The sequence below is a fragment of the Gammaproteobacteria bacterium genome, assembly GCA_019911805.1.
Classification (GTDB): domain Bacteria; phylum Pseudomonadota; class Gammaproteobacteria; order Thiohalobacterales; family Thiohalobacteraceae; genus JAHJQQ01.
In genome coordinates, this window is sequence record JAIOJV010000016.1 from 18,316 (window position 1) to 31,296 (window position 12,981).

Here is a 12,981-nt window from a genome sequence, read left to right on the forward strand (position 1 = left end):
GAACCCCACACCCACAGCCAGCGGCCACACCATGCAGGACGATTTCGACAGCGATGCCGACGAGCGACCCAGCCGGTCGCAGCTCAAGCGCGACGCCGAGGCGCTGCAGGAGCTCGGGCGTGAGCTGGTGGGACTGCCGCAGGCCCGGCTCGACCGCATCGAACTGCCCGAGAAGCTGCGCGATGCCATCGCTCTGGCCCGACGCATCACGGCGCACGGCGGCAAGCGCCGGCAGCTACAATACATCGGCAAGCTGATGCGCCGCATCGACGCCGAGCCGATCCGCGCCCGACTCGAGGCCATGCAGCAGGCCGACCACCGCGCAGCGCAGCGTTTCCATCATCTCGAAGCGCTGCGTGACAAGCTCATCCACGAGGGCGACGCGGCACTCGGCGCGGCCCTGGAAGACTATCCGCATGCCGACCGTCAGCACCTGCGCCAGCTCATCCGCCAGGCGCGGCAGGAGCGCGAGCAGGACAAACCGCCGGCCGGCGCACGCAGCCTGTTCCGCTACCTGCGCGAGCTGGATGAACAACCGACGTAACCACGAAGGACACAAAGGACACGAAGAGAAACCCCCAAAGAATGTTGAATGGAGAGCCCCCTCTCCCCGGATGAGAGAGGGAACTCACGGTTTTACATCAATTGGGTTTTCCTTCGTGTCCTTTGTGTCCTTCGTGGTTAATCTGTTCGTTACTACTCTGCGCTTGTGCCACCTACGGTCAGGCCGTCGACGCGCAGGGTCGGCTGGCCGACGCCGACGGGGACGCTCTGGCCTTCCTTGCCGCAGGTGCCGACGCCCTGGTCGAGCTTGAGGTCGCTGCCGACCATGGACACGCGTGTGAGCACGTCGGGGCCGTTACCGACCAGGGTCGCGCCTTTCACCGGGCGCGTGACCTTGCCCTTCTCGATCAGATAGGCCTCGCTCGCGGAGAATACGAATTTGCCCGAGGTGATATCCACCTGGCCGCCGCCGAAATTCACGGCGTACAGCCCCTTGTCCACGGAACGGATGATCTCTTCGGGATCGGATGCGCCGGCGAGCATATAGGTATTGGTCATGCGTGGCATGGGCAGGTGGGCGTAGGATTCGCGGCGGCCGTTGCCGGTGGGCGCCATGCCCATCAGGCGGGCATTCATCTTGTCCTGCATATAGCCTTTCAGCACACCCTTCTCGATCAGCACGGTGCATTCGGTGGGCGTGCCCTCGTCGTCGATATTGAGCGAGCCGCGCCGCCCCGGCAGGGTGCCGTCGTCGACCACGGTGCACAGCGGTGACGCGACCTTCTGGCCAACCCGGCCGGCGAAGGCCGAAGTGCCCTTGCGGTTGAAATCACCTTCCAGCCCGTGGCCGATGGCCTCGTGCAGCAGCACGCCGGGCCAGCCGGGGCCGAGTACCACGGTCATGTTGCCGGCGGGCGCAGCGACGGCCTCCAGATTCACCAGCGCCTGGCGCACGGCCTCGCGCGCATACTCGAAGGCCTCGCCGTTCATGAACAAGTCGTAGCCGCCGCGCCCACCGCCGCCGCTGCTGCCCTGCTCGCGCCGGCCGTTGTGCTCGACGATGACGGAGACGCTCAGGCGCACCAGCGGGCGTACGTCACCGGCCAGGGTGCCGTCACTGGCCGCCACCAGCACGACCTCGTGCACCCCGGCGAGGCTGACGATCACCTGCTGCACGCGCGCATCGATGCGGCGGGCCTCGGCGTCGATCCGCTTGAGCAGATCGACCTTGGCATCGGCACTCAGGCTGTCCAACGGATCGACCGGCCGGTACAGCCCCAGCGCGCCGCTTGGTCGCCACGCCTGCAGTTGCGCCTCCCGGCCGCTGCGGGCGATGGCGCGCGCCTGCCGCGAGGCCTCGATGAGCGCGGGCATGACGATCTCGTCGGAATAGGCAAAGCCGGTCTTGTCGCCCCTGACGGCACGCACGCCGGCGCCCTGTTCGATGCTGTGGTTACCTTCCTTGACGATGCCGTCCTCCAGCACCCAGGACTCGAAGCGGGTGGACTGAAAATACAGATCGGCGCTGTCGATGGCATGCCCCATCAGCCGGTCGAGCACGGTGCCGAGATCGGCATCGCCGATGCCGGTAGGGACGAGCAGGCGCTCGCGGGCGAGTTCAAGAGTGGAGACCGTCATGGGGTAGTCACATCGTCACAGCAGGGACGATCAAAGGTACGCGATGGGGTGGCTTGGCTCAACCCCATGGCGGTTGGAGGGATGCTGCTTAACCACGAAGGACACGAAGGAAGTTCATCCGTGCAGGTTGAATACGCCCCTTCAGGAGTGCCAGGGAGAGGATGATACAGCTTCTGGCATCCCCTCTCCCACGACGAGCGAGGGAATCCACCGATTCCCATAAAGTGATTTCCCTTCGTGTCCTTCGTGTCCTTTGTGGTTATGTCCTCCGTCCCAGCCGCAAAGACCATCACCCGCAATGCAGCCGGCGATGGTCGACGGCCGGGAAGTTGCGGCGGGTGCTCTTCACGCGCTCCAGGTCGATGGCGGCGCAGACCACGCCGGAGCCACGTGGCAACCGGTCGAGCACCAACCCCCAGGGATCGACGATCATGGTGTCACCGTGGGTCTCGCGACCGTTGACGTGGTAGCCACCCTGCGCGGCGGCAAACACGTAGGACAGGTTTTCGATGGCGCGGGTGCGCACCAGCATCTCCCAGTGGGCGCGGCCGGTGATGGCGGTGAAGGCCGAGGGTACGGCGATCATGTCCATGCCCCGGTCGAGCAATGCGCGAAACAACTCGGGGAAGCGCAGGTCGTAACAGATCGCCAGGCCGAGCCGGCCGAAGGGTGTCTCCACCACCGTCAGGTCGGTGCCAGGCTCGATGGTCTCGGACTCGGTATAGCGCTCGTCGCTGCCGACCAGCCGCACGTCGAACAGATGGATCTTGTCGTAGCGTGCCACCCGCCGGCCACGGTCGTCGTAGACCAGACAGGCCGCGCGCACCCTGGTCGGATCGCCGGCCGCCAGCGGGATGGTGCCGCCGACCAGCCACAGGCCCAGGCGCTTGGCGGTATGGGCCAGGAATTCCTGGATCGGACCGTGGCCGTCGCGCTCACGCGCCGCGACCTTGTCGGCCTCCTTGAGAGCCATGATGGCGAAGTTCTCGGGCAGCACGACCAGCCGGGCGCCCTGCTGGCTCGCCTGGTAGATGAGCTTCTCTGCCTCGAACAGGTTCGCGCCGACATTTGGCCCGGAGGCCATCTGGATGCATGCCACTTTCGTCATTCTCGTGCCTCGCCGGCGGCTCTCGCCGCGGTCGTCTCCAAACGCCGTTTCAAGATGTCGCGGCCCCCGGATCGGGGTTCGCCGCGCCGGGCCGCCGCAGGCCGGTGGCCAGCCCACACCTGGCCCTATATTACTGTCCACCCGCCGGTGCGTCTCCCGACCCCGCTGCCCCCGTCGATTTATCCTGCAAACCCCGTACCGTTTCGCCGACCGGCTGCAGCTGCGGGTCCTCCCAGCTACCCGTCACGGTGTACTGATAGCGTGCAAAACGGGTCAACCCTTCCATCTGCTCACCAAACAGTTTGTCGGCCAGCAACAGGGCCGCGCCGACCAGCGGTCCGCCGGCCAGCGCCCCGGCCAGCGGCAGGCTCGACTGGACCTGGGGGATGACCGTCACCAGTTGATCGTAATCATGCCGCGCCAGCCCCGTGCGGCCGGAGATCTCGATGCGTGCCGCCGGCCCCTCGATCTCCAGATCATTGGTATAGGCGTCCGAATCCAACAGGGTGAAGTGCCCCTCGATGCGGTCGAAGCTGAAGCCTTTTTCGAACACGTCGCTGAAATCCAGGGCCAGGCGGCGCCGCAATCCCTGCAGGCTGAACAGACCGAACACCCGTCCCGCACCGGCCTCGACATTTACCAGCCGCCCCGCCCCGATACGCAGGGCCAGCGATCCCTCCAGCTTCTGCAATGCGAAGTCGGTCGGACTACCAGGCCAGTTGGCGTCGATCTCGCCGCGGGTCTCGCCGCCGACGATGGTGCCGGCATAGCCGAAGGCCGACAGCAACGGCCCCAGTTCATCCGCCTGCAGATCGATGCGGAAGCGCGAGGCATCCCCGCCCGCCCGGCGGGTCCACGCGCCGCTGGCGTCCAGGCGCATCCAGTCGGCTGCCACCCCCAGCTGGTCGACGGCGAGACCGTCGGCCAGCGGGTGGCTGCGGAGGGTAACACGGCCGAGGTCGAGATCGCCAAGCCGGAAGCGGCCGATCTCGGCATCCAGCGCCGGCAGATGCGCCGGTGAAAGCCGCGCTTCGACCTCCGGCTCGCCTGCCACCGGTGGCAGGCGCAGATGGTCGAGGCGCAGGCTTACGGGCCGCGCCGGCGACTGCGGCAGCAGGACGATGCCTGCGGCGTCGGGGCCGGCCAGTTGCACGCGCCAGCCGTCACGGTCATGGCGCGCATCGACGCGTACCTGGCGAAAGCGGCGCTGCAAGGCGGTCAGCTCACCGACGTCCACCGCGAGCGCGGTCAGCGCGCCCCATGACACCGCCGCCGACGCTGCCGCCGCAGTGTCGGGACCGGCGGGGGCGAGCAGCGGTCGCCAGTCGTCCCAGACAAACCGCGGCAGGCTGCCGCGCACGCGCAGCCCGTTCCCGTCCGGTAGCCGCGCAGCGGGGCTGCCGAGGTACAGTTCACCGCGCAGCAGCCGCCACGCGCCGCTCTGACGCTGTAGTTCGGCGGCGGCGCTGTGCTCGCCGTATTGCAGGTACAGCGACCGGAGGCCATCCGCGAGCGCGACGGTGGTGCGCAGTCGTAAGGGATAGACCTCTGCCGCCGTCTTGCCGAAGGGCGCGGGTAGATCCACGCTGATCCCGCGCAGATCAGATACCAACTCCAGCGTCACCGGCGTGGCGCGCGGCGCCTCCCGCGGCAGGTCGACCGACGCCGTCCAGTCGCTGCTGCCGCTGATCCGCGCCCCCAGACCGTCAGTGGTGTCCGCCTTGAGCCACTGCAGCAGCGGCAGCGCGCCGCGCACCGCGACGCGGGTCGCGGGATGACCGTCGCGCCGCGCGTCGTCGACAGTCAGCGTGACCGGTACCCCGTTCAAACGCGCCTTGAGACCGTCCGCCGTCACGCTGCGCTCGGTGAACCTCAGGTCGCCCTGCAACTGGTCGAAGGCCAGCTCCCAGGCGGGCAGCGCGAGTCGATTGGCGGCCAGGCGCACCTCCCCCACGACCGTGGCCGGCCGGTGTTCGGCCAGCGGGATGACCAGGCCGAGCCGCAGCTCGGCCGGACCCTGTGCCTGTACCGCGCCCAGGGCATCGCCGGGCCCGCCGCTCAGCGGGCTTTCGCGGACGAAGCGCAGCATGTCCGCCAGCGGGCCGTGGGCGCGGCCGTCGACCTCCAGGCGTGCGTGCGCGAGGTCGTCGATGCGCACATCGACCGCCTCCAGATCCGCACCCAGGATCTTGCCGGCGACGCCGCGGATATGCATGCCGCGGTTGACGAAGGCGAGCTCCGCCTCCAGCCCTTCGATGCGGTGCCAACCTTCCCCGTAGTCCAGGATCGCATCGGTGACTGTCGCGCGAACCTCCATGCGACCGGATGCCTGGTCGAACGGAAATTCACCCGGGTGACCGTGAAACAGCATGGCGCCACTGCGGATCTCGCCGCTCACCAGCGCCCGGTCCAGCCAGGCGACGGTGCGCGGGGGCATGATACCGGCCGGCAGGTAGCTGCCGGTCTGCCCGACCTGCCCGCGGCGAAACTGACTGTAGAGGTCCAGAAAGGGTCGCGAACCGTCCAGCGGGAGGTCCAGCCGCAGCCGTGATTCGGTGGCGATGTCGGCATTCTCCGCGGCCAGGGACTGCGTCTCGATACGCAGCCGGTCGGCACTGCGCCGCCACAGGACACGACCCTGCAGCCGGTCGAGCTGCAAGGGGTCACGGAACAGACCGGGAAACGTCAGCTGCGCACCACGGCTGTCCAGGTCCACGGTGCCATGGTCGTGGCTGCCCGCAATGCGGCCGCTGAGTGCAGTGCCGCCCGGCAATTGGTTGACGGCCGTTGTCTCTACGCCGTCGAAACGCATCTGATAGACGACATCCACGAACCGCCCGTCGAGTGCCCGGAAGGCGAGCTGCAATCCCTCGACCTCGCCGCGGGGCTGCAGCGCCTCCAACAGCGCCTTACGTTCCGGTGCGGCCTCCAACAGGTGGCTCAACCAGGGCGCGACCAGCTCCAGGCGCAGATAGCTCACGCCGAGCTGCACGGCATGGTTTCCATTCTCCTGATCGCGCACCGCCAGGGTCAGGCCCGTCTCGGGCCAGGCCTCGCCACCTTGGACCAGCTCGACCTGACCCAGATCGAGCGTCCAACCGTCCACGGCACGGCGCCACTCCCACTGCCCGGTCAGGCGCTCGGCATCGAGCAACTGGCGGTCCCTGGTGGCGGCGGCGAGACCCTGTATATCCATATCGCCGCGCATGTGCCGCAGGCGACTACCGACCAGTTCAGCCCACAGGTGAGTGTGCGCCCGGCCGCGTAGCTGCAGGCCGCCGGGCGCGCGCCGGCCCAGCCAGCGCGCGATATCCACACCATCGACGTCGATGAACAGCTTTCCGGCCCAGTCCTGCGGCGTACCGACGTCGCCGCGCAGGTCGGCGGCGAGTTGCAGTTCCTCGCCATACTCCGCCGGCAGCCGCACGCGCACCTGCAGCTGGTGGCGGCGGCCACGATTGAGCAGTTGCAGATTGGCGTCCTGGAGGCGCAACGACGGCAGCGCCCCGGTATCGTCACGCCAGTGCACCTGGATATCGCGCAGTTCGACCCGCGGTTGGGACAGCACCAGCAGCCAGGGATTGGCGTGCGGCACCTTGAACTGCACGCCCTCGATGCGAAAGTGGCCTTCGGTGTCGCGGTACAGACTGACGTCGCTGCCGACCAGGACCAGGCGTGACGGCACCGGCTGCCACGCCCGCAGCGACGCCCACAGATCGATGCCGACGCGCAGCTCCCGCGCCGTCAGCAGGTCGCGGCCGGAGGGCGCGTCGTACAGGGCGAAATCGGTGATGCGCACCTCCGGTCCGAAGCCACGCCAGCTCAGTTCGAGACCGCCGATACGGGTATCCTGGCCGACGGCCTCCTTGACCAGACCCTCCAACCGGCCTTCGTGTGATTCGAGCAAAGGCAGCAATAACCGCCCCATGCTGAACAGCAAGGCGACGGTCACCACCAGGGAGACACCGACGTACCAGAGACTGATGAGCAGGCGCCGCTGCATGGCGAGGAATCTCTAGCGTGCAGGTGCCGGCCGTGCGCCGGCGGTGCCCGTGAGCATGCGGCAATGGCGCCCGGCAACGCGCCTCACAGCAGCACCACGTCGAATTGCTCCTGGGTGTAGAGCGCCTCGACCTGCAATTTGATCGGCTTACCGATGAAAGACTCCAGTTCGGCCAGCGCCGTGGACTCCTCGTCGAGCAGCAGATCGATGACCTCCTGCGTGGCCAGCACCAGCAGTTGCTGCACATCGAACTGACGCGCCTCGCGCAGGATCTCGCGGAAGATTTCGTAGCACACCGTCTCGGGCGTCTTCAGCGAGGCGCGCCCGCCACAAGTCGGGCAGGTCGAGCACAGCACGTGCTCCAGGCTCTCGCGGGTACGCTTGCGGGTCATCTGCACCAGGCCGAGGCTGGATACCTCGCTGATATGGCTCTTGGTATGGTCGCGTTCGAGGCTCTTCTCCAGCGCGCGCAGCACCTGACGCTTGTGCTCTGCGTCAGACATGTCAATGAAATCGATGATAATGATGCCACCCAGATTGCGCAGCCGGAGCTGGCGCGCGATCGCCTGTGCCGCCTCCAGATTGGTCTTGAAGATGGTCTCTTCGAGCGTGCGATGGCCGACGTAGGCCCCGGTGTTGACATCGATAGTGGTCATCGCCTCGGTCTGGTCGATGACCAGGTGGCCGCCCGATTTCAGCTGTACCTTACGCTCCAGCGCCTTCTGGATCTCGTCTTCCACGCCGTAGAGATCGAACAGCGGTCGCTCGCCGGGATAGTATTCCAGACGCTCGACGACCTCCGGGATGAACTCGGCGGCGAACTGGCTCACCCGCTGGAAGGTCTCGCGCGAGTCGATGCGGACCTTGTCGAGTTCGTCACCGACCAGATCACGCAGCACCCGCAACGCCAGGGGCAGGTCTTCATGGACGAGGCTGCCGGGTGCCGCCGTCTGGACGTGCTCGCGCACCGCCGCCCAGAGCTTACGCAGGAAATTCATATCGGCGACCAGTGCCTCGGCGCTGACGCCCTCGGCGGCGGTGCGCACGATGAAGCCCTGTGCCTCGCCGTTGGCATGCTGTGCGACGATTTCACGCAGTCGGGTGCGTTCGGCCTCCCCCTCGATCTTCTGCGAGACACCGACGTTACTGACCTCGGGCATGAACACCAGATAGCGCGAAGGGATGGTGATGTGGGTGGTCAGGCGTGCGCCCTTGGTGCCGAGCGGGTCCTTGATGACCTGCACCAGCAGTTCCTGGCCCTCGCGCAGCAGCTGAGAGATGGCCTCGGTACGCTTGCCCTCGGGACGCAAGCCCTCGACCTCTCGCGCGACGATGTCGGAGGCATGCAGAAAGGCGGCACGCTCCAGGCCGATATCGATGAAGGCCGCCTGCATCCCGGGCAGCACACGGCTCACCACGCCCTTGTAGAGGCTGCCGACCAGCCCGCGCGCCCGCGCGCGTTCGATCTGCACCTCCTGCAGCACACCGTTCTCGACCACGGCGACGCGCGTCTCCTGCGGGGTGACGTTGACGAGAATCTCTTCGCTCATGGGTTGTGTGGTGAGGCGTGAAAGACAAAACCCCTGTTGGCCACGGAAGCACACGGAAAGACACGGAACAAGATATGTTCAGTGACCACATTTCCGTGTTGTTCCGTGTGCTTCCGTGGCCATTCCAGAATTTTACTCCTCACATCTTACTCCTCACGCCTCACGCCTCACCCCCCAGCACCTCGATACCGAATTCGCCCAGCAGCTGCGCGGTCTCGAACAGCGGCAGGCCCATGACGCCCGAATAGCTGCCGGCGAGGTCAGCGACGAACACCGCGCCCAGGCCCTGGATGGCGTAGCCGCCGGCCTTGTCCGCCGGTTCGCCACTCGCCCAGTAGGTCTCGGCCTCGACCGGCGCGATGTCACGGAAGCGGACCCGGCTGCGGCTGAGCCGTACCGCCGCGTGCGCACCGTTCGCCAGGGCGACGCCGGTCAGTACTTCATGGTCGCGACCGGACAGCGCCGCCAGCGTAGCCAGGCCCGCGTCCCGCCCGTGGGGTTTGTCCAGGACCCTCCCGTCGCACACGACAGCCGTATCCGCCCCCAGCACCGGCCGGCCGTCATCCGCCGTCAGGACGGTCCGGCCGGCGGACGCCTTGGCCAGCGCCAGTCGCTGTACCAGGGCCGCGGCATCTTCTCCCGGCCGGGCCGACTCATCCACGGCCACATCCAGCACCCGGTAGGTGACCCCGATCTGGTCCAGGAGTTCACGCCGGCGCGGAGATCTGGAGGCGAGGTAGATGCGATAGGTACTCATCTTCCGCAGACTACCAGAAGCCATGGTGCCGTGCCGCTGTGGCGATTGACCGGTTTGAACCGCCAAGACCGCCAAGGCGCCAAGACGCCAAGAAAAACTTGTTGTGGCTGCCGAGAATCTGCGAACAAGCCGCAGCTAAACGCTTCAGCCGCGTCTCCCAATCCAACATACAACCCTATGCCAGCTTTTCTTGGCGTCTTGGCGATTCCAATCCGGGTCTCTTGGCGTCTTGGCGCCTTGGCGGTTCCAGCCAGAGGTCTCTTGGCGTCTTGGCGCCTTGGCGGTTCCAACCAAGGTCTCTTGGCGTCTTGGCGCCTTGGCGGTTCCAATCAGAATTTCTTGGCGGTCATGGCGCCTTGGCGGTTCCAATCAGGGTCTCTTGGCGGTTCCAACAACGGCTATCCCCGATGATAGGGATGCCCGGCCATCACGCTCCAGGCGCGGTACAGGGTCTCGGCGACGATCACCCGCACCAGTGGATGCGGCAGGGTCAGGGTGGACAGCGACCAGCGCTGGTCGGCGCGGGCGCGGCAGGCGTCGTCCAGGCCCTCGGGGCCGCCGATCAGCAGGGCGACATCGCGGCCGCCGCGCATCCAGCCTGCGAGCTGCGCGGCGAGTTGCGGCGTCGACCAGGCCTGGCCGCCGACCTCCAGGGCGATCACCTGGCAGTCGCCCGGGATCGCCGCCAGCAGGCGTTCACCCTCGTCGCGCCGGACGCGCGCCACGTCGGCATTGCGGCCGCGCCTGCCCGGCGCGATCTCCACCAGTCTGAGCGCACATTCGCGCGGCAGACGCTTGGCGTATTCCTGATAGCCCGCCTCGACCCAGGCCGGCATACGGGTACCGACGGCAAGCAGATGGATGTGCACGCCGTGCGCCCGGCGTCAGGGCGTCTGGCCCTTGCGACCGGCCAGGGTCTGCTCTTCGCTGACCGACCAGAGCTTCTCCAGATTGTAGAAGGCGCGCGTCTGTGGATGCATGACGTGCACGATGATGTCACCCAGATCCACCAGCACCCACTCGCGCGAGGTCTCACCCTCCACGCCGAGCGGCTGCACGCCGTGCTTCTTGGCGGCCTCCACCACGTTGTCGGCCAGCGCCTTGACGTGCCGGTCCGAGGTGCCGCTGGCGATGAGCATGAGGTCCGTGAACGAGGCCTTGTCACGCACGTCGATCACCTGCACATCCTGCGCCTTGAGGTCGTCGAGCGCCGCCAGTACCAGGGCCTTGAGTTGTTCCGTCGAAAGCTTTTCCGTCACGCCGTTGCCTTCCCCTCGCCGCAGTCGATCCGCGGCTTGCCGTCAATTGAAGTTGAGATACATCCTTTCGCGCTGCACACAGTCGAGCACGGCATCCGGCAGCAGGTAACGCGGGCTGTGGCCTGCGGCCAGCAGGTCGCGGATGCCGCTCGCCGAGATCGCCAGCGGCGTGACCGTCCGGGCCAGGACAGCCCCCGCCGGCCGCGCCCGCAGCGCGTCCACGCATTCCACACCACAGCGTTCGACCAGATCGCGTATGGGACCGTGGTCCACCAGCGTGCTGCCTGGCCGGGTGACCACTACCAGATGTGCGAGCCCCGGGATCGCCTCCCAGCGATGCCAGCCGTCCAGGCTGTTGAAGGCGTCCTGGCCGAGGATCAGGCACACCGGTTCGTCGCCCAGTTCGGCGCGCAGAGAACGCAGCGTGTCGACCATGTACGATGGCCCGTCACGCTCCAGCTCGCGCGTGTCCAGGCGCAGCAGCGACTGCCCTGCAAGCGCCAGCTCCAGCAGCCGGCGGCGCTGGTCGGCGCTGGCGAGCGGCGGGTCACGGTGCGGTGGCAGGCGCGCCGGCAGCATGCGCAGCTCACGCAGCTCCAGCTGTTCCGCAATCTCCCAGGCGCAGCGCAGGTGTCCGAAGTGGATGGGGTCGAAGGTGCCGCCGAAGACGCCGATCATTTGTTTGGAAGGTACAAGTTGCAAGATACAAGATACAAGTTAAAACCCTTGGCACGGACTACCCGCAGTGGTACCCGGTCGGTACTTGTATCTCGTATCTTGCCTCTTGTATCTACTGACGAACATGCCCATCGCCCAGCACGATGAATTTCAGGGTGGTCAGGCCTTCCAGGCCGACCGGGCCGCGGGCGTGCAGCTTGTCGGTGCTGATGCCGATCTCGGCGCCGAGGCCGTACTCGAAGCCGTCGGCGAAACGCGTCGAGGCATTGACCATCACCGAGCTGGAATCCACCTCGCGCAGGAAACGGCGGGCGTGGGTGAAGTCCTCGGTGATAATGGCATCGGTGTGCTGCGAGCCATGCCTGGCGATGTGCTCCATGGCCGCATCGAGATCGTCCACCACCCGGATCGACAGGATCGGCGCGAGGTATTCAGTGTCCCAGTCCGCGTCGGTCGCGGCCCGGGCGTCGGCCAGCAACGCGCAGGTACGCGCGCAGCCGCGCAGCTCGACCTCAAATTTCGCATACTGCGGCGCCAGCAGCGGCAGTACGCGGGCGGCGATGTCCTGGTGCACCAGCAGTGTCTCCAGGGTATTGCAGGTGCCGAAGCGCTGGGTCTTGGCGTTGACCGCGACGCGCACCGCCTTGTCGAGGTCGGCGGCGTTGTCGATGTAGACGTGGCAGACGCCGTGCAGGTGTTTGATCACGGGAATGCGTGATTCCTCGATGACACGCTCGATCAGACCCTTGCCGCCGCGCGGCACGATGACGTCGACATACTGCTTCAGGCGCAGCAGCTCACCCACCGCGGCCCGGTCGGTGGTCTCGATCACCTGCACCGCATCGGTGGGCAGGCCGGCCTCGGTCAGTCCGCTGCGGATACAGGCGGCGATGGCCTGGTTGGAATGGATGGCCTCGGAGCCACCGCGCAGGATCGCGGCGTTGCCGGACTTCAGGCACAGACCGGCGGCATCCGCCGTCACGTTCGGCCGGGATTCGTAGATGATGCCGATGACGCCCAACGGCACGCGCATGCGCCCGACCTGGATGCCGCTCGGACGGTAATTCATGTCGCTGATGCCACCGACCGGGTCGGGCAGCGCGGCGATCTGGCGCAGGCCGTCGGCCATGGCCGTGATGCGCGCCGGATTCAGCTCCAACCGGTCCAGCATGGCCGCGTCCAGGCCGCGCGCGCGGCCGGCGTCGAGATCCTTGCGATTCTCCGCAATCAGCTGCGCCTGCCCCGCCTCCAGAGCGGCCGCCATCGCCAGCAGCGCGGTGTTCTTCGGTCCCGCCTCGGCGCGGCTCAGCGCCCGTGCCGCGGCACGTGCGCGCTGGCCGATGTCCTGCATGTAGGCGGCGACATCGAAGGTCATAGCGTCAGCTTTTGTGTTCATCTCAAAGACATCTTGGGTTGCGGTAAGTGAGGCGTGAGGCGTGAGGTGTGAGGAGTAAAATCTTTGTCGCTCCGTAGATTCCGTGACA

At 67.0% G+C, this 12,981-nt stretch carries 10 protein-coding genes; 1 reads left to right on the forward strand and 9 read right to left on the reverse strand.

Features of this window, described 5'->3' with window-relative positions; all coding sequences use genetic code 11:
• Window positions 1-31 precede the first annotated feature (31 nt).
• Window positions 32-544, forward strand: a complete 513-nt coding sequence (locus K8I04_00950; GenBank protein ID MBZ0070291.1) for a DUF615 domain-containing protein — start codon at window positions 32-34, stop codon at window positions 542-544.
• A gap of 152 nt (window positions 545-696) precedes the next feature.
• Here the strand turns inward: K8I04_00950 and tldD are convergent, their stop codons facing one another.
• From tldD to K8I04_00995, 9 genes are all read right to left on the reverse strand, one after another.
• Window positions 697-2,142, reverse strand: coding sequence for a metalloprotease TldD (gene tldD / locus K8I04_00955; protein MBZ0070292.1), 1,446 nt, complete (start codon window positions 2,140-2,142; stop codon window positions 697-699).
• Window positions 2,143-2,431: 289 nt separating this feature from the next.
• Window positions 2,432-3,250: a carbon-nitrogen hydrolase family protein gene (locus K8I04_00960; GenBank protein ID MBZ0070293.1), complete on the reverse strand. Its 819-nt coding sequence runs from the start codon at window positions 3,248-3,250 to the stop codon at window positions 2,432-2,434.
• 130 nt (window positions 3,251-3,380) lie between these two features.
• Complete coding sequence (locus K8I04_00965) at window positions 3,381-7,253, reverse strand: TIGR02099 family protein (protein ID MBZ0070294.1); 3,873 nt, start codon at window positions 7,251-7,253, stop codon at window positions 3,381-3,383.
• Between the two features lie 83 nt (window positions 7,254-7,336).
• On the reverse strand, window positions 7,337-8,803 hold the full coding sequence (gene rng / locus K8I04_00970; GenBank protein ID MBZ0070295.1) for a ribonuclease G: 1,467 nt from the start codon (window positions 8,801-8,803) through the stop codon (window positions 7,337-7,339).
• 160 nt (window positions 8,804-8,963) lie between these two features.
• Entirely contained in the window at window positions 8,964-9,560 is a 597-nt protein-coding gene (locus tag K8I04_00975; protein MBZ0070296.1) for a Maf family nucleotide pyrophosphatase, read from the reverse strand.
• A gap of 398 nt (window positions 9,561-9,958) precedes the next feature.
• Window positions 9,959-10,429: a 23S rRNA (pseudouridine(1915)-N(3))-methyltransferase RlmH gene (rlmH, locus tag K8I04_00980; GenBank protein ID MBZ0070297.1), complete on the reverse strand. Its 471-nt coding sequence runs from the start codon at window positions 10,427-10,429 to the stop codon at window positions 9,959-9,961.
• A gap of 15 nt (window positions 10,430-10,444) precedes the next feature.
• Entirely contained in the window at window positions 10,445-10,819 is a 375-nt protein-coding gene (gene rsfS / locus K8I04_00985; protein MBZ0070298.1) for a ribosome silencing factor, read from the reverse strand.
• Between the two features lie 42 nt (window positions 10,820-10,861).
• Window positions 10,862-11,497 carry a nicotinate-nucleotide adenylyltransferase gene (gene nadD / locus K8I04_00990; GenBank protein MBZ0070299.1) on the reverse strand — a complete coding sequence of 212 codons (636 nt, stop codon included), beginning with the start codon at window positions 11,495-11,497 and terminating at the stop codon, window positions 10,862-10,864.
• A 112-nt stretch (window positions 11,498-11,609) separates the two neighbouring features.
• Window positions 11,610-12,893 (reverse strand): glutamate-5-semialdehyde dehydrogenase, encoded by a 1,284-nt coding sequence (locus tag K8I04_00995; protein MBZ0070300.1) that lies wholly within the window; start codon window positions 12,891-12,893, stop codon window positions 11,610-11,612.
• Between the last annotated feature and the right edge of the window lie 88 nt (window positions 12,894-12,981).

Excerpts from the sequence above, each read along its gene's own strand:
- K8I04_00950 (MBZ0070291.1), top strand. The coding sequence starts at position 32 with ATGCAGGACGATTTCGACAGCGATGCCGACGAGCGACCCAGCCGGTCG.
- tldD (MBZ0070292.1), bottom strand. The coding sequence starts at position 2,142 with ATGACGGTCTCCACTCTTGAACTCGCCCGCGAGCGCCTGCTCGTCCCT.
- K8I04_00960 (MBZ0070293.1), bottom strand. The coding sequence starts at position 3,250 with ATGACGAAAGTGGCATGCATCCAGATGGCCTCCGGGCCAAATGTCGGC.
- K8I04_00965 (MBZ0070294.1), bottom strand. The coding sequence starts at position 7,253 with ATGCAGCGGCGCCTGCTCATCAGTCTCTGGTACGTCGGTGTCTCCCTG.
- rng (MBZ0070295.1), bottom strand. The coding sequence starts at position 8,803 with ATGAGCGAAGAGATTCTCGTCAACGTCACCCCGCAGGAGACGCGCGTC.
- K8I04_00975 (MBZ0070296.1), bottom strand. The coding sequence starts at position 9,560 with ATGAGTACCTATCGCATCTACCTCGCCTCCAGATCTCCGCGCCGGCGT.
- nadD (MBZ0070299.1), bottom strand. The coding sequence starts at position 11,497 with ATGATCGGCGTCTTCGGCGGCACCTTCGACCCCATCCACTTCGGACAC.
- K8I04_00995 (MBZ0070300.1), bottom strand. The coding sequence starts at position 12,893 with ATGAACACAAAAGCTGACGCTATGACCTTCGATGTCGCCGCCTACATG.